The sequence below is a fragment of the Streptomyces sp. NPDC023527 genome, assembly GCF_055560115.1.
On the sequence record NZ_JBVHJJ010000019.1, the window covers coordinates 18,623 to 38,189 of the forward strand.

The window sequence follows — 19,567 nt, forward strand, 5'->3', positions numbered from 1 at the left end:
GGGCAAGTGCTCCCCGGATGTGAGAGAGACGGACCGTGACCACGATGACCCACCCTGTTCAGCCCGTTCTCAGTGCGCGCAGACGCTGGACGGTGCTGGCCGTCTGCTGCCTGAGCATGTTCCTGGTGGGTCTGGACACCACCATCGTCAATGTGGGCCTGCCCACGATCGGGCGCGGCCTGGGTGTCGGGACCCGCGGTCTCGAATGGACCGTGGACGCGTACACCCTCGTCCTGGCCGGCCTCCTGATCTCATCCGGTGCGCTGGCGGACCGGTTCGGACGCCGACGGGTGTTCCAGCTCGGGCTGGTCGTCTTCGGCACGGCCTCGCTGGCCTGCGCGATCGCCCCTTCGGTGGGCGCACTCGTCGTGGTCCGTGCCGTCCAGGGCGTAGGTGCCTCGATGCTCAGCCCCGTGGCGCTGGCGATCGTGGTGAACGCGATGCCCGATCCGAAGGAGCGAGCGCGGGCGATCGGTGTCTGGGCATCGGTCTTCGGGCTCAGCATGGCCGCCGGCCCTGTCACGGGCGGCGCTCTCGTCGCGGCGTTCGGCTGGCAGTCCCTGTTCTGGATCAACGCACCAGTCATCGCGGCCGCCCTCGTACTCAGCGCGGTGTACGTGCCGGAGTCCCGGGCACCGCGGGCGCGGCGGCTCGACCTCCTGGGGCAGGCTCTGCTGACAGCGCTCATCGGGGCCTCGGTCGGCGTCCTCATCGAAGGGCCGCGCATCGGCTGGACATCGCCCGCGGCGCTGGCCATGTACGCGCTCGCCGCCCTGGCGACGGTCGCGTTCGTACGGGTCGAATCCCGCCGCGGCGAACCGCTGATGGATCCGCGACTCTTCCGGAGCCCGGTCTTCAGCAGTGCGGTCCTGGGCGCCGTGGCGGTCTTCACGGCCCTGAACGTGACACTGGTGCTCAACACCCTCTATCTGCAGGACGCCCGGGGCTGGACACCTCTGGCCGCCGGGACGGCGACGTTGCCCATGGCCGTCGGAGCGACCGTCTGCGCACCCTTGTCCGGCCATCTGGTCGGTCGCCTCGGACCGCGGCTGCCGCTCGCCCTGGCCGGCGGCTTCATCACGGTCGGCGGACTCTGCCTGGTCGGGCTCGACCAGCACACGAGCGTGCTCCTGCTCCTGCTCGCCTACTCGCTCATCGGTATCGGGTTCGGCTTCGCCAACGCCCCGATCACCAACACCGCGGTCAGCGGACTGCCTCCCGCCCGTGCCGGCGTAGCCGGAGCGATCACTTCCACCGCGCGTCAGCTCGGCTCCGCCATCGGCATCGCCATCGCCGGCGGCCTCGTCGCGACAGCCGGCCCGACGGGGCTCGCACACGCGTCCCGGCCCGGCTGGGTCCTCGTCGCCGTCTGCGGAACACTCCTCTTCCTCGTCGCCCACGCATCTCGGCCGAAGAAGGACACCGCCCGCCCCGCGTCCCCGCAGGCGCGGTGAGGCATCTGACTAACCGACGATCCGTTTGGACCAGAGCGGGGGAGTGGCGGCGAAGGTCAGGGGGTGGCGAGCGGCCTCTTGCCCTGGAGATCCTCGGCGTCGTACGCCCGGTAACCCTTGGACAGCTTGAGGGTGAAGGTGGAGAAGTACTTGGCGTCACGCACGGACTTGGGGTCGGACAGGGTGACCGTCGCGCTCAGGGGCTTGTCCCCGCAGGTCTCGATGCACCAGGTGCCGGTGGCCTGAGCCGTGCCGACGGCCTTGTCGGTGTCCCACTCCTGCCAGCGGATGTTCTTGAGGGTGGTGAACTCGGAGAGCACCAGATCCTTGGGGTGGCGATCGGGACGGCCTCTGTCCACGCTCTCCTCGCCGATGAGATTGAGGACGTAGGGACCCGTGGCAGTGCTCGGCCCCGCGGAGGTGCTCGGGCCGGCGGCGGTGCTCGGCCCCGTGGCGGTACTCGGGCCGGCGGCGATGCCCGGGCCGGCAGCGGTGCTCTTGGGGGCCGAGGCGGAGCGAGCGGTGGACACGGAGGGATTCACGGCCGCCGCCTTGCCCTTACCGCCCTCCTCACAGGCCACTGTGAGGAGGGAGAGCACCGCCACTCCTGCCAGGATCACGGTTCGCCGCTGTGCCTTGCTCGTCATACAGGCCATGGTCCTCCCCGTTGCCACGCCGGTCGGGGAGGACGTCGGCGTGTCGCGACAGTCGCCTGCGCGCCGGCCCGCCTCCGACGGCGCGGCAATCGACCTGGCCATCGGGACAGTCGAACGTTTCGCCGTTTCGGATCCCGTCCCCGGCCTGTCGTCACCGACCTAAGCCCGGCTGCCACGACACCTCGACCACAGCGTCCCAGTCCCGGCCCACCAGTTGTTCGTACGCTGCGGGGTGGCGCCGGTCCGCCGCGACCAACTCCGCGCCCTCGGTCACTTCGCCGCTCTCGCCGCGGGCGAGGCAGGTCACCCGGTGCCCGTGTTCCAGCGCCTGCCGCGATACCTCGCGGCCCACACGCGAACGTCCTCGACGGATACGGTCCGCCGATCGACGCGGTCGGTAGACGAAGTGGAAGATCCGAGGCTTCTCCACAGGGATAACGTGACAGCGATTGGATCATCGGCCGACAGTGAGGAGAACGCGGTGGCTGACCAGCTAGCGGTCAGGATGAAGGGTGATCTCGGCGGGCGGCTGCGCATATTTTGCGAGCGGACAGGGCTGCGGCGACGCGGCCGTCTGGACGACGACTGGGATGAGGAGTTCGGAAGCCGGGTGCTGCGCCCCAGGGAGGAAGGGCTGGTCGAACTGAACTTGTGGCGCTACGCGGATGACGACTGGATGATGTCACTCACCTACCAGCGCGACCCGCTGCCGCCGGAGGAAACGGAAGAGCTGAAGCGCACCATTGTGAACGCGGCAGCCGAAGCGGGCATGACGATCACCGCCGTCCTCCCGCGCACGCTCCCGAATGAGTAGAACGAGCCCGCCGGCCCCTGGCGGGTCCGCGCCGCGGTGTGCCCGGTCAGACGGGAAGGTGCGTGGCGAGTTGCTCCCACTGCCGTACGGAGGGGGAGTCGGGTGTGGTGGTCATGAGGTGGAGGCTGACGTGGTCGGCTCCGGCGTCGAAGTGCTCCTGGACGCGGTGGGCGATGTCCTCGGCACGGCCGTGGGCCACCAGCGCGTCGACCAGCCGGTCGTCGAGCGCCTCCGGGGTCTGGTATCCAAGTCCTCGCAGCAGGTCGCGGCGGTTCGGCAGGGCGGCCGCGGCCGTGGCGCGTGCCAGGCCGGCGGTGTCCGCGCGGTCGCGGCTGAGCACGCACAACTGGGTGACGGCCAACAGGCCGTCGTCTCCGAGGACGGTCCTGGCGGTGCGGGTGTACTCGACGGGCATGCCCATCACCGTCGCGCCCCGGGCGCGTTCGGCGGCGAGGGCGAGCATGCCGGGATCCAGGGCGGCGAGTACGCGGTGCGGTGAGGCAGCCGTGTCGGGTGGCCCGCACGGGGCGGTGTCCAGCGCGTCGAGGTAGGAGCGCATGGTGGGAACGGGCGGACCGAAGCGGTGGCCGCGGATGTCTTCGGCCAGGCTGGGGTGGCTGTCCCACAGGCCGAGCAGGAACCGACCGGGGAACGCCTCCTCCAGGGTACGCTGCGCGGCGGCGGCCGTGACGGGGTCGCGGGCGTAGATGTCGGTCATGCCGGCGGCCACGGTGATGTGCCGGGTGGCCGACAGGAGGATCGCGGCCTGCGCCATGGCCTCCCGCCCCATGGTTTCGGGGAACCACAGGGTGCCGTAGCCGAGGTCCTCGATCGTGGCGGCGGCCTTACGGATCTCGGGCGCGGAGAGAGCGTCGAAGTCCCCCGCCCAGATCCCGATGCGTCCGAGGCCGGGGGTGCGGGCGCTCACGCGTCCTGTCCCGCGGTGCGCGCGGAGTCCAGGAACGCGGCGATCCGGGATGCGCCGGTGCGTTCCAGCCAGGTGCCGAAGTCCACCGTGGCGGGGTGGATCCGACGGGTGGCGGGAATGTCGGCGCGGTAGCCGCGTGCGTTGAGCCATTCGTTGGCGTAGGCGAAGTCTTCGCTCAGGGCCCGGATCGCGTCGATCGGGATCGGAACGTAGGGCAGCGGTATGCCGAGCGCCTTTCCGATGGCCGCGGCGATCTGAACCGGCGTGAGTTCGTCCCCGGCCAGGGAGACCGCCCGGCCGATCCACTCCGTCGGCCGGGAGAACGCCAGCGCGGCGACGGCGCCGACATCGTCGACGGCCATGCTCTGCTGGGGGACCGCCGGTGCCAGTCCGGTGGACAGATTCCCGTTCCGCAGCGCGTATCCGCCGGTGAAGTTCTCCATGAAGGACACGGGCCTCAGGATGGTCGCGGGCAGGCCGAGCGCGGCGATGTGCTGCTCGATCCGCCACTTGCTGACCAGGTTCACCGGAAGCTTTTCCTCAAGGTGTCGGTCCGCTTCGGCGACCGAAGTGAAGACGAAGTGCCCAATGCCGGCGGCGTGCGCGGCCTCGGCGACGTTCACGCCCCAGCGCACTTCGTCCTCGGCGGTGAAATCCGGCGCGGTGCCGGGCGAGCCGACGGTGGGTTGGACGCTGAACAGGCCCCAGGCGCCCGCGGCCGCGGCGGTCAGGGAGTCGACGTCCTCCATCCGCGCCCGCACCACCCGCGCTCCGGCCCGCGCCAGTGCTGTGGCCTGCGCCCCGTTCGGGTCGCGCGTCACTGCGCGCACCTGCCAGCCGTCGCGGAGCAGGTGATGTGTCACGGCCCTGCCCTGCAGGCCGGTGGCTCCCACCACGACGACGGCCTTCTGAGTCGGCTTCACGTTTCTTCTCTCTCGCGTCCGTGCGGAAGGGGAGCCATCCCGTAAGTGGGGTGGCTCTCCGTTTCTCGTTCGCTACGATATGGAGGACCACCCCACTTATCAAGCCGTCAGGAGTGCCTGTGCCCAAAGACGCCGCCACCCCGCCCCGCCGGCCGACGCGCGCCGACGCGCGCCGCAACGCCGAGAAGATCGTGGCCGCCGCCGGGACCCTGATCGCCGAACACGGCGCCGATGCCTCCCTGGAGGAGATCGCCCGCCGCGCGGGAGTCGGCTCGGCCACCCTGCACCGCCACTTCCCCTCCCGACAGGCGCTTCTGGAAGCGGTCTTCAAGGGCAGGGTTGAGGCCCTGTGCGCGAAGGCCGACGACCTGCTCGCCGAACCGGACCCCGGCCAGGCGCTGTACACCTGGCTCCGCGCCGTCGCCGCGCATGCCGTGGCCAACCGGGGACTGGGGGCGTCGCTGATGCGCGACGGAGACACGACACTGGGCGAGACCTGCCACGGCATGATCACCCATGCCGGAGACGCCCTCCTTTCACGCGCCCGAACGGCAGGTGCCGTCCGCCCCGAGATCACCGTCAGCCGGCTGCTGAAGCTCGTCGGCGCCATCGCGCTGGCCACCGAGCAGGACGTCGACGGCCCGGCCGAGGCCGACCTCCTGCTGGCGATCGCCATCGACGGCGTACGCGCACACTGACCCAGGTCTCACCGGGGCTCACCGGAGCTCGCAAACGAACGACGACGGGATGCTGGAGGTGTGGCCCGTCGGCAGCAGCACCGCTGCGTCCGCGGTGCAAGTGCTCCCCACGCGTACGAAGATCTCCTCCTCGCCGCGCAGGACCCCGCCGCGAACACGGCCGGGCGCCCAGTGGCCCGGCCCGGTGACGTGGTACCGGGCAGCCGCACGGCAGGGTGCCTTGAGCTGGTCGTCTGCCTACGCGACGAGCAGGTGGCTGAGAGCTCGCCCGGCTCATGGGCCCAGAGGTCCCGGAGGCCGTCAGCCCTTCGGCGCGATACCCAAGGACCGGACGAGTCGGGTCAGTTCCTCGTGGAAGAGTTTGTCCGGGTTCATGGTCTGGGTGTGCAGATGGCCGTAGATCTCCAGTGATACCAGGCCGTGCAGGTGGCCCCAGATGCGCAGTGCGAGAGCCACAGCGGCAGGCGGGAGGCCGGGGAACGCCGGGCGGCGGACCTTGTCGAGGAGGCCGGCGTCGAAGTCGGACCACTGGAACTCGCTGTCCGTGTAGAGGTGCTCGGCGTGCGGCCAGGCGGCGGCCGCGAGGGCGGTGAGGCCGGTGCAGACCCGCTGTGCGGCGTCCGGGGCGGCGCCGCCCTCGGGAGCGACGTAGCCGGGTACGGGGTCGCCGTAGATGAGGCGGAAGCCTTCGGGGTTGGCCAGGGCCCAGCCTCGGAAGGCACGCGCCCATGCCTGGATCCGGTTGGCCGGATCCGCGGGAGAGGCGCTGTCCCAGGCTGCGTCCAGAGCGCTGGCGAGCGAGGTGTACACGTCGTTGATGAGCGTGGTGACCAGGTCGTCGCGGGTGGCGAAGCAGCCGTAGATGGCGTTGGCGGTCATGCCCATCTCGCGGGCGATGGCGCGCAGCGTGATCGCACTGGGACCCCCGAGGCCATCAACTCGATCGCCACGCTTTTGATTTCGGCCGTCGTCTCGGCCCGCAGCCGCTCACGGCGTCCTCTGGTCCCGGTACCTGCCATGCGGTCACTCTGCAGCGTCACCGTATTGATTGCCGTAAGGAAACTGCACGCCGTATAGTTTTCACACGACGTTCGGGCACGCGGCCGTAACGGGCATGTCCGGGCATGAACAAGGGGAGAACCATGCACATCGGAGTGATCGGCGCCACCGGCACCATCGGCAGTCGGGTCGTCACGGAGGCGCTCGGCCGCGGGCACCACGTCACGGCCCTCAGCCGCGACGCCTCACAGATCAACGAGAGCCGCGCGAACGTGACCTGGGCAAGCGTGGACATCCTCGATCCCGCGAGCATCGCCGCCGTCCTGCCCGGCCTGGACGTGCTGATCAGCGGGTTCCAGCCGGGCAACGCGCGCAAGGACCTCGCGGACACCGTACGGCGCTCCATCGCCGACCCCACGGTCCACTCCACCGCCGCCCGGGCGCTGCTCAAGGCCCTGGAGAGTCATCCCAGGACCCGGCTGATCGTGATCGGCGGCGCCGGCAGTCTGGAGACAGCGCCCGGCGTGGTGCTCGCCGACTCCGACGACCTGATGCACAAGACCCTCGACCAGCTCGGACTGCCTCGCGAGTACGCGGCCGCGGCACGCGGGGCCCGGGACGGCCTGAACGTCCTGCGCACGTCGAACCGGCTCTGGACCTACTTCAGCCCCGCCGAGGACATCGCCCCCGGCGAGCGCACCGGCCGATTCCGGATCGGCACCGACCAACCGGTCCGCGATGCCGCCGGACTCAGCCGCATCTCCGCGGAGGACGCCGCCGTCGCCCTGATCGACGAAGCGGAACTGCCCCGCTTCGTCCAGCGCCGCTTCACGATCGGGTACTGAACACCGGGGCCGCAGCCGGACAGGTCGGGGGAGCGGCGAGCGCGCCGGAGCCGGCACCGGGGGTGACGGCGGCCGAGGGGTGACCGGAGGCGCGGGTGGCAACGGCGGCATGAAGGGAAGCGGCCTGGCCATCGGCCTCCCCGGCGGAGGGTGCAGCCGATCATCCTTCGAAGAAGCCCACCGCCGTGCCCACGGCGGTGGGCTTCACCACGTCCGACGGCCGCGCCTGGCCGGTTTGACCGACGAGGCGCCTTATCCGGCCACTCGTCGAAGGCACCCGGCGCCGGTGACATCCGGCAGCGGGTCAGTCTTCGAGTTGTTCCTCCATGACCTTGGCGACCCGGGCCCGGATTTCCTGGCGGTAGACCTCCCGGTCGGCCAACTCGGGTGCGGAGAGGTTGGTACCGATGGCCACACCGACGATCACCAAGCAGGCAGTACAAGCGACTTCTTCGCCTGCGGCTGCGTGGTCTTTCATGCTCTCGGCCAAACGTTCGGCCATCAGCGCCCGCTCATCCGGGTCGTTCACCCACAGGCCGATGTCCTTCAGCGCCGCATCAGGATCGGACGTGAGCAGCTGCCGGAACCGCCCGTCATCGATGGAGCGCTCGATGAGCCGCACATACCCGGTCGATTCGACCTTCTGCTGTTGCTGTTCGCTGGTCACGACGCTCCTCCTCGACTACTGGTATCCGACGAAATGCCGCCGGGGCACACCGACAGGCACACCGAGCTCGACCGGGGTCGGCTCGGAGACCGTGACGGTCTTGCCTGGCCGGCTCACCTCGCGCAGTCGCACGAGGCCGGAATCGCGCGTATTCATGACGCTGGGAGGAAAATAAGAGGCGATGGCGGACGGAAACGTGAACTCCACCATGCGTCGGTCGGGGTAGCGGATCCGTGTGGCACGCTGAAGGCTCTCGACCATGTTTGCGACCTCGTAGAACTCGCCTGGCGTGATGCGCACTCCGGTCCGGAACAGGTAAAGGTCGCGGAAGAATCCGAAGTCGTCGTACATCGCCTCGCTGACCAGGCCGGCCGATCGGTCGGCCTCCCACAGCCGGGAACCGGGAATTTGCAGGTACCACTGGAGAAGGATCCGGACCCCGAACTCGGCGTGCAGCCCCGCCGCAAAACGGATCGTCGCACGGATCTCGTCCATCGTCTCCCAGGGCAGGCCGAGCATGAACGAGAAGTCGGCACGCTCGCTGATGCCGAACTTGGCGAGTTTGGCCGCGGCCAGGCGCAGCTTCTCCGTGGTCGTTCCCTTACCGATCCTCTTGAGTCCCTCGTCGTAGCCGCATTCGGCACCCACGAGGAACTGGCACGTCAAGTCCGCCATGCCTTCGACGTACCCCGGGAAAAGGAGGTCGTTCGCCCGCGAGTCGTAGACCAGCCAGGGCTCGATGCCGCGATCGTGCAGCAGCTCGGTGATGCGTACCGCCCGGCGTGGATTCATCGAGAACTCGTCATCGATGATGTGCGTACTGCCGTACCTGGTCAGTGGGAGGTGCGGCATGACGGCCGTCAGCCGGTCGACGAACTCCTCTGCCGGAATCGGTCGCCACGACCGGCGGTACGACGTCGAGCAGAACGAGCAGTCGAACGCACAGCCCCGGGACGACTCGATCGCGAGCCCTTTGTACACACCCGGAGCCAGGGACGAATAGTCCGGTAGGGGAAAGGAACCCAGCTCCTCATTGTCGATCTTCGCCGAGGCCGGGTTGCGCATGATTTTCCCGTCCGGCGCCCGCCAGGTCAGACCCGGCACGTTCGCGACGGACCTTCCCGCGCCGACGCATTCGCACAGCTGGAGAAGCGCGCGTTCACCTTCGCCGCGTACTACATAGGTGGCCGGAGAGGTCTCCAGCACGTAGCGGTCGAACATCGTCGGGTGAATTCCGCCGAGGACGACGGGGACGGCCGGCAGCATGCGCTCGATCTGCTGCAGCACGACCCGCGCGCTCGGCCACGACAAGGACGTGGCACCCACGCCGACGAGCTCGCAACCCTTCAGATCACCTTCGTGCGGCGTGAGGTCCACGCTCTGCTCCGCGATCAGGTCCACCAGAACGACTTCATGCCCCTCCCGGCGAAGAGCCGCGGCCAGCATGTAGATCCCGTAGGGAGGGCACTCCCGCTCGGCATCCATGGAGATCGTCCGTAGAGCACCTTCGACCACATCCATCATCGGCGGGGCCAGCAAGCAAACCTTCACAGCGCGTCCTCTTCATGCTGAGCCGACGGGATATGGCGGTGTGAAAACCGTCCTCGTGAATCGTCGTTCGAGAAATGAGGTGACGCATCTCCGGTTAGCCCGAAAGAGGCGCGGGACGAGGGCTGGATGTGTCAGGACCCCACTTGCCGGGTGAGCGGCGGGCGGTGAGGACGACGGCTGGCCCCTGGAGGCGGCGGCCGCCGCGCGAGCCCGGGGGCGCCGGCCCTGCGGGCCCGTAGGGCCGACCGCAGCGCGACGCCGGGTTGCCGGTGATGAATCAAGCGGCCGCTTCCCCGGCGCGGACCGTCCCCGCCACGGTGTAGGACTCGGTCTCGTGCCCGCTCCCGGGCGGCCGCGGGAGTGTGTGGATGGTGTTACTCGTCGAGTGCCGCCGTCATGCGGTCGAGGTCGGCGAGGAACTGGGCGAGGCGTTGTCCCGGGATGGCTTGGGTCATGCGCTGGTCGATGGTGTAGACGGCGGAGCGTGCCGCGGTGAGGCGGTGGTGGCCCTGTTCGGTGAGGTGGGCGGGCAGGGCGCGGCCGTGGTCGGTGGTGGCGGGGCGGGTGATGAGGCCGGCGTCCTGCAGTCCGCGCAGGACGACGTTCATGGACTGGCGGGTGACGAAGGTGCCGCGGGCCAGTTCGGCGTTGGACAGGCCGGGGTGCTGGTCGAGGAGTTCGAGGCAGGCGTACTGCGGAACCGTCAGGCCGTGTTCGCGCAGCGCTTTGTCCATCGCGCCGCGCAGGGCCGCGGCGGTGCGCTTGAGGCGGTATCCCAGGCGCTGGGTGACGTCGGCGGGCGAGGTGTGGCTGGAGGGCGTCCCATCGTGCATGTCAGGAGTTTGACATGTAAGTGCGGCGCCGTCTAACTTTCCCTATGTCAAAGTCCTGACATAAAAAAGGATCGGGGAGTACTCATGACTGCCACTGCCACTGCCATCGGGCCGGACTTCATCGCTGTGCAGGTACGCGATGTCGAAGCGGCCGCCGCCTTCTACGAGAAGCACCTCGGGCTGTGCCGGACGCCCGCCTCGCCGCCCGGCGCCGTGGTGTTCGCCACCGAGCCGGTTGCCTTCGCCGTCCGTGAGCCGCTGCCGGGGGTGGATCTCGACGCCGTCGAGCGGCCCGGCCTCGGGGTCGCCCTGTGGTGGCGGACCAGTGACGCGCAGGCGCTGCACGACCGGCTTCACGCCGCCGGGGTCCCCATCCTCAAGGCGCCCCAGGACGGCCCGTTCGGCAGGATGTTCACCTTCGCCGGCCCCGAGGGCTACGCCATCACGATGCACGACGCCTGACCGCGACCGCCATCACCATCACCCCGCGCGCCGAGGGCTTGGGGGCTCAGGCCCGTGAGCAGGTGAAGGCGCTCACCAGCCTGCTCGCGGGAGCGCGCGGCACATCGCCCACGAGCTGGCCACCGAGGCACGGCCGGCCTCGTCCCGCACGGGCCGAGACGTTGGGGGGATCGGCCGAGGTGCGCCCCCAAAGGGACACTGCCGTGCGACGATCCGCTGTGACGGCGGTCTGGTTCCCACCCGTTTCCATCCCGGCGGATGGGCCGCTGCGGCCGAACACCCCGGGTCAGCGTGTACGCGCTGCCACCCACAAGGAGGGTCGTACCGCTGAACGCACCCGCCCTTCGGTCTCCGGGGAGGACGCTGGTGTGGTTCGTCCTGAACCGGCATGCGGTGCCGGGAAGTTGGAGCCTTGAGGGGGAAACCTTGAAAGCAGCCAGATGCCTGCTCGCTCCGCTCGCCACGGCGTTGGTGCTGACGGCGGCGGCGCCTGCTTCCGCCGCGGTGCCGGCCAAGCGCATCGCGCTCACGAACGCCGACAGCGGGAGGCCCTTGGAGGTGTCCCTCGGTGACGACATCGACGTGCGCCTCACCCACTATTACGAAGGCCCGCGTACGTACACGTGGGACATCCCGCAGTCCAGCAACTCCACGGTGCTCCGGCGGACGAAGGGCGCCACGACACCGCAAGGCAGCGCGTCCGCGCAGTTCCACGCGCAGCACCAGGGCGTCGCCACGATCAGCGCCACACCCAAGTGCCGCCTCAACTCCGGCCGGATCTGCCCTTTGACCATCGCGCCGTGGAAGATCAAGGTCGAGGTGAAGTGAGACGCGCGGTGGCTCAGTTGCGGGACGAAGGCGGGCTGGTCGCGTCGTAGCGGGCACCGGCGATCCGCTAGGGCGGGGCGGCAGCCTCGCTGGTGGCGAGGCCCTCGGAAGTCAGCTCCACGCTCAAGGCCGCGAGGTTCTCCGGGGGAGAGGCCATAGGCGGCACGGAACCGCGCGGCTGAATCCGGTCGGGGCGGTCAGGCCCCACTGCGCGTCGGCGCAGGCTCAGCGTGATTGGAACACCCCTACCAAACGCTTGCCGCGTGGACGGGAGCCACTCGGGCAAGGGGAATAGGAGCCACGTTGCCCTGTTCGCGGCGGAGTTGGGCCGTGGCACAGGCCCGTGACCGGCAACGAGATGGGGAGTCACCCCTATCCGGTGACTTACGACGTCGCCGGGCTGGGTGCCGGAGTGTCTGTGCGAGCGGTCCACGCGCGGGCCGATGGCGGCGTCCCGGGTTCTCCCAGTCCGCGCGTCCGATGGGAACGCTGCCGCCTCCTCCGCCGTTTCCCGACCGTCAACTGTGTCGAGGATGATGATGGGGGGCCAGCTGTGGCGATGTGGGCCATGTCGTTCCCGGCGTTCGCGTGTCTATTGGTCTTGTTCGCCCTGGTGGAGAGCGTGTGGCGATGGTTCACGGGGCTGGGCTTGATCCCGTGGCTGAGCAGGCGTACGGGGCAGTCGTTGTCGAACACGGCCTTCGATGAATTCACGGCGGTCGTGAACGGAAACAAGACGGTAGAGCTGGAGCAGCGGCGGGTGGAGCTGCTGCGGCGGGACGACGAGAGCGACGGTGCGCCGCCCCGCTCCAGCATCGATCTGGCCAAGGGCACCGCGTTCATCGTGTTGCCACGGCAAGCGGACGGCCCGTGCGCTGACAGGCGCGATGCCCCTGAGGGCCGGCGGTGAAACGCGAACCGGAGGGAACGGGCGCACGCCGAAAGGGCTCACCAGCCCGGCTGACCTGCGAACTCTCGGTACTCATCCACGAGCCGGAAGAAGGCATCAAGCGGAGATTCGCCAGGCAGGTTCTCCACGATCGCGGCGTCCCACCCGGTCGCCATCGACCATCCACGAGTCCTGCTGAGCCAAGAGGCGAACCCTCCACTTCCATGGTGAAACTCGAACACCTCATCGACATCGTGGACCTGAAGGGCGAGGCCATACCCGAACATCAGTGCTGCCAACTCCTGCAACGAGCCGTTACGCACCCATGCGTTCGGCCGCCGCCGAACGGCATCCAGCAGGTCATAGACGCCCCGCCACTCTTCGACGGCCCGCATCTTCGGCCCTCCATCTGACGCCCCCACCGCATCCCCCTTCACTCAGCCGGCATCGCCAGCAAGCTAACCCGCCATCTTGACGAACTGCATAGGGACCCCCGGAGCCCCCCCCGGCGGCAGTCGGCGCTCCCTGTCGGCCCCAGCGCCATGCCATGACGGCCAGCCGAAGCGGTTCAACGAGGCCGCGACATCCGCCTCGCGCGTGCGCCAACCGGTCTCCGGTCGGCGCGTTCAGCCTTCCTCGCCTGTGAGGGCTCTGTTCGGCGTGCCGACCTCCATCGCGTTCGAGGTCGATTTCCTCACTGTCGTACACGCGGAAATCTATGTTGGTCGGAGTAGACATTGGGTGGTGACGTGGTTATGGTTTCTCTCGTAGCCCAGAGAGACAGCAAGGCCTGGCAGAGATGAACTGCCGGCCAGAAGTACCTGAAGTTGCAGTTCGCAGGACGGTGCGGTGGTGGAGTTCCGAAGCCAGAGCGGTTGCAGAGCGGCGACGGGACTGACGACCGGACCGGGTGGCTCGCAGTGATCAGGGGCCGCCATGAGTAAGGCCGCGGTCGACGCGGTGGCAGTACCCGTAAGTGCAGTTCGCGATATCCAGCAGTGAAGTCAGTGAGCAGTACCTCGGTGAAGGCGTCGGCTGCGGGCGCGCGCACCGGGAGGTTCGGCAGTGGGGTTCCAAGCCAGAGCAGGCGCACGATGGGCGACGGGGCCGGCTGCTGAAGGGTGGCGCTGTCACAGGCCACTGAGTAGTTCGCATCACCAGCAGTACGCAGTACCCAGTTTGGTAAGCAGTTGATCACCGAGGGAAGAACGGAGGAGCCGAGCACCATCAGGATCGCCCGGGCGAAAGCCTTGAACCCGGGTACCGCAGGACATCGATAGTGAGGTGGTCTCCGGTCAAGCAACCGCGATCCCAGCACCCCCGACAGCATCCGGGTCGGGTCTGCGGAAACAGGAAGCCGGCGCAGTACCAGGGCCGGCAGATGGTGTAGCAGTTCCTTCGGGGCCCTGGTGCCATATGGCACCAGGGCCCCTCTACGCGTTCCACAGAAGGAGCGAACGACAGCAGACGACTCGTACGACCGTCTCGACGACGAGGACTGTCCCGCCTACATCATGGTTCGGGCCCGCCGAGATGCTCGGGCTGGGAGCTGGGAGCTGGGAGCTGGGAGCTGTCCCACTCGTCCCGGCGGCCGAGCCGGGTCCGGTAGCGACCGGCGCATCAACGAACAGCTCCTGCACAGTCTGCCCGAGCCTGACCGTCCCCCTGCGCTCCGCCCTCTCGGGGAGCTTGCCGGAGCCCCGCCGGCCACCGAGCGCGCAGCGGACGAGGGACCGAACTGCCGACCTGACGGTCGGTCGCGTCCTCGGTGGTGACAGTGGTGACCGGGAGCGCAAAAGCTCGCGTCGTGCTGCGTCACGCCCTGGACCTGTCCGAGAAGGACACCGCCGTCGCCCTCGGAATATCCGTCGGCACGGTGAAGAGCCAGACCTCCAAGGCCATGGCCGAGCTGCAGCGCCTCCTCGGGGCGAGCGCCTCCGAAGAACTGACCGGAACGGGGAACTGATGGAGGACCTGAAGCGCCTGCTCCGGGAAGCGGCGACCGCGCATGAACCCGACCGGAACGCCATGCTGGCGCGCGTCCGGCGCGGCATGACCGGCAATCCCCGTCCCGCGAAGCACCCGGCCGGCCCCCTCTCCTGGCCGCGCGTCACCCTTGCCACCCTTGTCTCGACAGCAGTGCTCCTGGCCGGGGGGTACACGACTGCCACCGTCCTTCAGGGTGACGGCCCGGCCCAGGAGGCCGCCACAGTACCGGCGGTGCCGTCACCGGCCTCCCCGACGGACGGCGCCGTCACCCCTTCCACTCCTTCCGCCCCCTCCAGCTCCACCGCACCACCCCGCACGCACGCCGGACCGCTCCGGACGGACGGCTCGGTCGACCCCCACAGCAACCCCTACTGGGCCCAGAGCAACATCACCCTGGAGACCGGCGCACCACTCGCAGCGCTCACCCTGGAGGTCCGCATCGCGCCGACGGGCGGCGTGGCGTCCACCGGTGCCTGGCGGACCCTGCCCGAGGACGACTTCACCATGACCGTCACCGACGAGAACGGCACCTTGAGCTACCGCTGGACCCTCAAGCGAGGCCGAACCGCACCCCCGGGGCGCCACATCTTCGCCGTCCAGTACAACCACGCCAAAAGCGACCGGCCCGCGGCCGGCGACACCTACACCGCGATCGCCACCACCACGAAGAACGAGCAGTACACCGTCACAGGTGGCTTCCGGCCGGCGAGACCGCAGGGGTAGCGGAGGGGGCTTCTGTCGGGTCTTGTGCACGTGGGTGGTGTCGCTGTCCAGGAGGATGCCGTCGGCGGTGGTCGGCGAGTGAATCTCGCCGCCGGCTGCGCGGCATAGACGCTCGCCACAGCGACCCCGCATATCACCGCGAGCAGTTCTGGAGCCGATGGGACGCGGTCTCGGTCTGTCGGCAGACCTCACCGGGTGGATCGTCGCGACCAGCCAGTTCGGCCATCTGGCAGGGCTGCTGTTGCTGGTGCCGCTCGGCGATGTGGCCGACAGGCGCCGACTCGTCGCCGCACACCTGGCTATCGGCCGCTGCGGGAGACGCAATCCCCGACATCGGCCACTACTCCGGCAAGGTGCCGCAGGACGCCGACCAGCGGTTCCCGGGTCGGCTGGCAGCCTTCGCCTGGCATCGCCGTACGCGGCGCGTCACCACTTCGGGGAGGAGGTTGTCCGTCCACAACTGACGGTAGAGGCAAGGGGGGTAACCACTCCTTGCCACTTTCAACTTATAGCGCACCGGGGGACTTGCGGCAAGGCCCGGGGCGTACCGCAGAATGGTCGGCCAAGGCCAGGACCTGCGGAAATGACAGAATCGCGAAGTCGCGTCCTGTCGTGTGCGGGTGTGCGGTGTGCGGGTATGCGCGCCGCGAGGCCCTGCGCGGAGTGCTGGCCGAAATTCTTTCTTGTTACATGGGGGCTTTGTGATTGACGTGATCGTGGTCGGCAGCGGACCGACCGGCCTGATGCTGGCCGGCGAGTTGCGGCTGCACGGTGTGCACGCGGTCGTGCTGGAGAAGCTGGCCGAGCCGACCACGGAGTCCCGTGGGCGCGGTCTGCACGTGCGCAGCGTCGAGGTCATGGACCAGCGTGGCCTGCTGGAGCGGTTCCGCGAGGTCGGCGAGCCGTTCTCGGTCGGTGGTCCCTTCGCCGCCTTCCCCACGCCGTGGCCGGACCAGTTGGACACCGCGCACCCGTACGGCCTCGCCATGCCGCAGCCGGTCACCGAGCGCGTGCTGGCCGAGCGCGCGGTCGAACTCGGCACCGAGATACGGCGCGGCTGCGAGGTGGTCGGGCTGAGCCAGGACGAGGAGGGGGTGAGCGTCGAGCTGGCCAGTGGGGGCACCCCCGCCAATGAGGGCGTAGCCGGCGGGGGAGGTACGCGGCTGCGCTCGCGCTACCTCGTCGGCTGCGACGGCGGCCGCAGTACGGTGCGCAAGCTGCTCGGCGTCGGCTTCCCCGGTGAGCCTCCTACGGTCGAGACGCTGCTGGGCGACATGGAGGTGACCGAGGATCCGGCGACGGTGGCCGCCGTGACAGCCGAGATCAGCAAGACCTACGTACGGTTCGGCGTCATCCCCAACCCGGACGGGACGTACCGCGTCATCGTGCCCGCCGACGGGGTGGCCGAGGAGCGTGCCGCGCCGACCCTGGAGGAGTTCAAGCAGCGGCTGCGGGAGGTCGCGGGCACCGACTTCGGCGTGCACTCGCCGCGCTGGCTGTCCCGCTTCGGCGACGCCACCCGGCAGGCCGAGCGCTACCGTGTCGGCCGGGTGCTGCTGGCCGGCGACGCGGCGCACATCCACCCGCCGGTCGGCGGGCAGGGGCTCAACCTCGGCGTCCAGGACGCGTTCAACCTCGGCTGGAAACTGGCCGCCGAGGTCAACGGCTGGGCACCGGAGGGGCTCCTGGACAGCTACCACGCCGAACGGCATCCGGTGGGCGCCCGCGTCGTGTCCAACACCCGCGCGCAGAGCGTGCTGCTGGGTACCGACGCGGGTGCGGTGGCGTTGAAGGAGATGTTCTCGGAGCTGTTGGAGTTCGAGGTCGTGAACCGGTATGTGACCGAGATGATCACCGCGGTCGGGGTCCGCTACGACTTCGGCGAGGGCCACGAACTGCTCGGCCGGCGGATGCGGGACGTGGGGCTGAAGCAGGGGCGCCTCTACGAGCTGATGCGCGGTGGCCGCGGGCTGCTGCTCGACCAGACCGGCCGGCTTTCGGTGGAGGGCTGGGCGGATCGGGTCGACCACGTCGTCGACGTCAGCGAGGAACTGGACGTGCCCGCGGTGCTGCTGCGGCCGGACGGACACGTGGCATGGGTCGGTGAAGACCAGCAGGATCTGCTCAGCCGGCTGCCACAGTGGTTCGGCGCTGCCGCCGGCTGAGCGCGCAGTCGCGGTGCGAAAGGGTGGGCCCCGTCTCCGGCCGAGTTCGGCGCGGTCCGGGGCCGTACCTCCCGTCCCGCGCCGGCGGGACACCTCAACGGCGAGGGTCCGGCGGAACAACGTGGCCCCAGTGACCGTCGCGTTCCTCTGACCCCCCGGACTCGGCCTAGCGCACCCGGTACACCTGCCCCGTCTGCGCCCCCTCGGCCGAGCGGACGTACGCCGTCGCGACGCGTGCGGCCGGGACGGGCTCCATGCCGGCGAAGAACGGCCCGTAGGCGGGCGGGGACTCCTCGGCCACCGTCGGGCTCACCGCGTTGATCCGCTGCGGCGGGAGCTCGATCGCGGCGGCCCGTACGAACGCCTCGACGGCGCCGTTGGCCGCGGACGCGGCGGCCCCGGCCACGATCGGTTGCTCCGTGAGGACCCCGCTGACCAGCGTGAACGAGCCGGTCGCGGTCACGTGCCGGGCGCCCTGGCGGACCAGCTCCAACTGGCCGAGGGCCTTGCCGCGGAACGTCGCCGCGAAGTCGTCCGCGGCCAGCTCGGCCAGCGGCTTGAACACGGCGTCGCCGACCGCGACGGCCACCGCGTCCAGCGGACCGGCCTGACAACAGCACCGCGGGCCTGGCCACCGGCGACACCGACGTGGCGGTGCTTCGCACCGTCCCCGCCGACCCGCGCATCCGCACCGAGGCCCTCTACACCGAGAACCGGGTCGCCGCCACGGTCTACCCGGCCCGCCCGGCCCACCCCACGCACCCGCGCACGGAGGAGTTCCTCGCGGCGGTGCGGGAGGTCGTCAGCGCCCAGAGGGCCTCCCCACGCACCCGGAGCTCGAGTCGGTGGTCAGCCACGGCCGGGGGTCGGCTGCTCGTCAGCGCGCGGACGCGCGCCATGCGGTGCGTGGGGGAGCGGGGCGTGCGGCTTGTGCCTACGGTGTTGCCGCGGTCTCGATGTACTGCTTGATGAGTTCGTACGAACGCAAGCGGTCGCGGAGATCGTAGACAGGTGTGGTCAGCATGAGTTCGTCCGCTCCGGTGTCGTCGGCCAGCCGCGTGAGCCGCTCGACGACGGTCCGGGGTGTCCCGACGGCTTGCTGTGCGCGGAAGCCGTCCAGCGCCTGCCGTTCTTCCGCCGTGAAGGGGTGGGCGGCCGCATCCGCCGGCGTGGGGAAGGGGATCTCACTCCGGCCCTTGAGGAGCCCGGCCTTGACGACCTCCATGGGTCCGACGCGCCACGCGGCCTCTTCTTCCGTCTCGGCGCACATTGTCTCCACGCACACCAGTACCCGTGGTCGCTCGCACCACTGGGACGGGGTGAACGCCGCCCGGTAACGTTCCAGGGCCGCGAGGGTGTTGTCCGGTCGGATGTGGTGCGCGATGGCGATCGGCAGGCCGAGTTCCGCGGCCAGAGCGGCACCCGCGGTGCTGGAGGCCAGCAGCCACGGCTCCGGCAGCGGGCCGAGCGCGACCTCGTCGACCAGGAGGGACAGGATCGCGGCTACGTCACTCCGGTACTCGCCATCCGTCGCCGGTCCGGCTCCGCGGCGCAGTGCCCGTGCGGTGACCTCGTCGAAGGTCCCAGGGCCACGGCCGATCCCCAGGTCGATGCGATCCGGATGCAAGGCGGCCAGCGTGCCGAACTGCTCCGCCAGCGATATGGGCGCGTGGTTGGGGGCCAGTACTCCGCCCGAACCGAGACGGATGGATGAGGTCGAGGCGGCGGAGTGCGCGGTCAACACGACCGGCGGGAACGCGCCGATCGCGGGTGAGTGGTGATGCTCGGCGTACCAGATCCGGTGGTAGCCCAGCCGTTCCAGTCCCTGCGCGAAGGCCGCGGTGTCACGCACGGTGTCCACGGCTCGGGTGCCCGCTTGGACGATCGCGACTTCCAGCGCTGAAAGAGGTATATCGATCATGTCGTCAGCATAGAGATCGAGCGGTCGGCGAGGAGAGCCGTGGTTTCTGACCGGCGCAGGCGCTGGTGGAACGCCACCAGCGGCCCGCCCGCGGTCGGGCGACGCCCTATGACGTTCGCCCCGGCCGCCGAGAGGGGTGGTGGCGTGGTCAGCTGCTGTGGGCAGGGGTCGGTCCGGGGCCCATATCCCCATACGGCCCGGGGGAGTTGCCTCGCGCTTCGG

At 69.7% G+C, this 19,567-nt stretch carries 19 protein-coding genes and 3 pseudogenes; 11 read left to right on the forward strand and 11 right to left on the reverse strand.

The window, feature by feature from the left end; translation table 11 throughout:
- The first annotated feature begins 44 nt into the window (after positions 1 to 44).
- The gene (locus tag ACZ303_RS30070; protein ID WP_467343745.1) at positions 45 to 1,454 is read left to right on the forward strand and encodes an MFS transporter; all 1,410 of its coding nucleotides are present in this window, start codon (positions 45 to 47) and stop codon (positions 1,452 to 1,454) included.
- A 56-nt stretch (positions 1,455 to 1,510) separates the two neighbouring features.
- Here ACZ303_RS30070 and ACZ303_RS30075 read toward each other — a convergent pair whose 3' ends face one another.
- A complete protein-coding gene (locus ACZ303_RS30075) occupies positions 1,511 to 2,101 on the reverse strand; it encodes a hypothetical protein (protein ID WP_467343641.1) in 591 nt (196 codons plus the stop codon).
- A gap of 163 nt (positions 2,102 to 2,264) precedes the next feature.
- Positions 2,265 to 2,462, reverse strand: a pseudogene (locus tag ACZ303_RS30080) (oxidoreductase); the annotation flags it as partial.
- A gap of 129 nt (positions 2,463 to 2,591) precedes the next feature.
- Here ACZ303_RS30080 and ACZ303_RS30085 point away from each other — a divergent pair.
- Positions 2,592 to 2,924 (forward strand): hypothetical protein, encoded by a 333-nt coding sequence (locus tag ACZ303_RS30085; protein ID WP_467343642.1) that lies wholly within the window; start codon positions 2,592 to 2,594, stop codon positions 2,922 to 2,924.
- Between the two features lie 46 nt (positions 2,925 to 2,970).
- Here the strand turns inward: ACZ303_RS30085 and ACZ303_RS30090 are convergent, their stop codons facing one another.
- On the reverse strand, positions 2,971 to 3,852 hold the full coding sequence (locus ACZ303_RS30090; protein ID WP_467343643.1) for a TIGR03620 family F420-dependent LLM class oxidoreductase: 882 nt from the start codon (positions 3,850 to 3,852) through the stop codon (positions 2,971 to 2,973).
- Positions 3,849 to 4,775, reverse strand: coding sequence for an NmrA/HSCARG family protein (locus ACZ303_RS30095; protein ID WP_467343644.1), 927 nt, complete (start codon positions 4,773 to 4,775; stop codon positions 3,849 to 3,851). The genes ACZ303_RS30090 and ACZ303_RS30095 overlap by 4 nt, the downstream gene beginning before the upstream one ends.
- A gap of 119 nt (positions 4,776 to 4,894) precedes the next feature.
- On the opposite strand from ACZ303_RS30095, the gene ACZ303_RS30100 reads away from it, so the two are divergent.
- On the forward strand, positions 4,895 to 5,473 hold the full coding sequence (locus ACZ303_RS30100; RefSeq protein WP_467343645.1) for a TetR/AcrR family transcriptional regulator: 579 nt from the start codon (positions 4,895 to 4,897) through the stop codon (positions 5,471 to 5,473).
- Between the two features lie 300 nt (positions 5,474 to 5,773).
- On the opposite strand, the gene ACZ303_RS30105 is transcribed toward ACZ303_RS30100, so the two are convergent.
- Positions 5,774 to 6,352: a TetR/AcrR family transcriptional regulator gene (locus ACZ303_RS30105; RefSeq protein ID WP_467343646.1), complete on the reverse strand. Its 579-nt coding sequence runs from the start codon at positions 6,350 to 6,352 to the stop codon at positions 5,774 to 5,776.
- 263 nt (positions 6,353 to 6,615) lie between these two features.
- On the opposite strand from ACZ303_RS30105, the gene ACZ303_RS30110 reads away from it, so the two are divergent.
- Entirely contained in the window at positions 6,616 to 7,317 is a 702-nt protein-coding gene (locus ACZ303_RS30110; protein ID WP_467343647.1) for an NAD(P)-dependent oxidoreductase, read from the forward strand.
- 304 nt (positions 7,318 to 7,621) lie between these two features.
- Here ACZ303_RS30110 and ACZ303_RS30115 read toward each other — a convergent pair whose 3' ends face one another.
- The 3 genes from ACZ303_RS30115 to ACZ303_RS30125 form a co-directional block, all read right to left on the reverse strand.
- On the reverse strand, positions 7,622 to 7,984 hold the full coding sequence (locus tag ACZ303_RS30115) for a hypothetical protein (RefSeq protein ID WP_467343648.1): 363 nt from the start codon (positions 7,982 to 7,984) through the stop codon (positions 7,622 to 7,624).
- A 15-nt stretch (positions 7,985 to 7,999) separates the two neighbouring features.
- The gene (locus tag ACZ303_RS30120; RefSeq protein WP_467343649.1) at positions 8,000 to 9,535 is read right to left on the reverse strand and encodes a B12-binding domain-containing radical SAM protein; all 1,536 of its coding nucleotides are present in this window, start codon (positions 9,533 to 9,535) and stop codon (positions 8,000 to 8,002) included.
- Between the two features lie 374 nt (positions 9,536 to 9,909).
- Positions 9,910 to 10,368, reverse strand: coding sequence for a MarR family winged helix-turn-helix transcriptional regulator (locus ACZ303_RS30125; RefSeq protein WP_467343650.1), 459 nt, complete (start codon positions 10,366 to 10,368; stop codon positions 9,910 to 9,912).
- An 84-nt stretch (positions 10,369 to 10,452) separates the two neighbouring features.
- Between ACZ303_RS30125 and ACZ303_RS30130 the strand changes: the two genes are divergently transcribed.
- The 3 genes from ACZ303_RS30130 (at position 10,453) to ACZ303_RS30140 (ending at position 12,568) form a co-directional block, all read left to right on the forward strand.
- Positions 10,453 to 10,830, forward strand: coding sequence for a VOC family protein (locus ACZ303_RS30130; RefSeq protein ID WP_467343651.1), 378 nt, complete (start codon positions 10,453 to 10,455; stop codon positions 10,828 to 10,830).
- A 426-nt stretch (positions 10,831 to 11,256) separates the two neighbouring features.
- Positions 11,257 to 11,658, forward strand: coding sequence for a hypothetical protein (locus tag ACZ303_RS30135; RefSeq protein WP_467343652.1), 402 nt, complete (start codon positions 11,257 to 11,259; stop codon positions 11,656 to 11,658).
- A 559-nt stretch (positions 11,659 to 12,217) separates the two neighbouring features.
- Positions 12,218 to 12,568: a DUF6191 domain-containing protein gene (locus ACZ303_RS30140; protein WP_467343746.1), complete on the forward strand. Its 351-nt coding sequence runs from the start codon at positions 12,218 to 12,220 to the stop codon at positions 12,566 to 12,568.
- 38 nt (positions 12,569 to 12,606) lie between these two features.
- Here the strand turns inward: ACZ303_RS30140 and ACZ303_RS30145 are convergent, their stop codons facing one another.
- Positions 12,607 to 12,942, reverse strand: coding sequence for a hypothetical protein (locus ACZ303_RS30145; protein ID WP_467343653.1), 336 nt, complete (start codon positions 12,940 to 12,942; stop codon positions 12,607 to 12,609).
- Between the two features lie 1,400 nt (positions 12,943 to 14,342).
- Here ACZ303_RS30145 and ACZ303_RS30150 point away from each other — a divergent pair.
- From ACZ303_RS30150 to rox, 4 genes and pseudogenes are all read left to right on the forward strand, one after another.
- Positions 14,343 to 14,513 (forward strand): annotated as a pseudogene (locus ACZ303_RS30150) (sigma factor-like helix-turn-helix DNA-binding protein); the annotation flags it as partial.
- On the forward strand, positions 14,513 to 15,259 hold the full coding sequence (locus ACZ303_RS30155; RefSeq protein WP_467343654.1) for a hypothetical protein: 747 nt from the start codon (positions 14,513 to 14,515) through the stop codon (positions 15,257 to 15,259). The pseudogene ACZ303_RS30150 and the gene ACZ303_RS30155, both read left to right, overlap by 1 nt.
- Positions 15,260 to 15,416: 157 nt before the next feature.
- Positions 15,417 to 15,575 (forward strand): annotated as a pseudogene (locus ACZ303_RS30160) (MFS transporter); the annotation flags it as partial.
- Between the two features lie 385 nt (positions 15,576 to 15,960).
- Positions 15,961 to 17,424, forward strand: coding sequence for a rifampin monooxygenase (gene rox / locus ACZ303_RS30165; protein WP_467343655.1), 1,464 nt, complete (start codon positions 15,961 to 15,963; stop codon positions 17,422 to 17,424).
- 166 nt (positions 17,425 to 17,590) lie between these two features.
- Here rox and ACZ303_RS30170 read toward each other — a convergent pair whose 3' ends face one another.
- A complete protein-coding gene (locus ACZ303_RS30170) occupies positions 17,591 to 18,013 on the reverse strand; it encodes a short chain dehydrogenase (RefSeq protein ID WP_467343656.1) in 423 nt (140 codons plus the stop codon).
- A gap of 345 nt (positions 18,014 to 18,358) precedes the next feature.
- Complete coding sequence (locus tag ACZ303_RS30175) at positions 18,359 to 19,345, reverse strand: LLM class flavin-dependent oxidoreductase (protein WP_467343657.1); 987 nt, start codon at positions 19,343 to 19,345, stop codon at positions 18,359 to 18,361.
- Positions 19,346 to 19,567: the final 222 nt, after the last annotated feature.

Excerpts from the sequence above, each read along its gene's own strand:
- ACZ303_RS30070 (WP_467343745.1), top strand. The coding sequence starts at position 45 with ATGACCCACCCTGTTCAGCCCGTTCTCAGTGCGCGCAGACGCTGGACG.
- ACZ303_RS30075 (WP_467343641.1), bottom strand. The coding sequence starts at position 2,101 with ATGACGAGCAAGGCACAGCGGCGAACCGTGATCCTGGCAGGAGTGGCG.
- ACZ303_RS30105 (WP_467343646.1), bottom strand. The coding sequence starts at position 6,352 with ATGACCGCCAACGCCATCTACGGCTGCTTCGCCACCCGCGACGACCTG.
- ACZ303_RS30110 (WP_467343647.1), top strand. The coding sequence starts at position 6,616 with ATGCACATCGGAGTGATCGGCGCCACCGGCACCATCGGCAGTCGGGTC.
- ACZ303_RS30125 (WP_467343650.1), bottom strand. The coding sequence starts at position 10,368 with ATGCACGATGGGACGCCCTCCAGCCACACCTCGCCCGCCGACGTCACC.
- ACZ303_RS30130 (WP_467343651.1), top strand. The coding sequence starts at position 10,453 with ATGACTGCCACTGCCACTGCCATCGGGCCGGACTTCATCGCTGTGCAG.
- ACZ303_RS30140 (WP_467343746.1), top strand. The coding sequence starts at position 12,218 with ATGTGGGCCATGTCGTTCCCGGCGTTCGCGTGTCTATTGGTCTTGTTC.
- ACZ303_RS30145 (WP_467343653.1), bottom strand. The coding sequence starts at position 12,942 with ATGCGGGCCGTCGAAGAGTGGCGGGGCGTCTATGACCTGCTGGATGCC.
- ACZ303_RS30155 (WP_467343654.1), top strand. The coding sequence starts at position 14,513 with ATGGAGGACCTGAAGCGCCTGCTCCGGGAAGCGGCGACCGCGCATGAA.
- ACZ303_RS30175 (WP_467343657.1), bottom strand. The coding sequence starts at position 19,345 with ATGATCGATATACCTCTTTCAGCGCTGGAAGTCGCGATCGTCCAAGCG.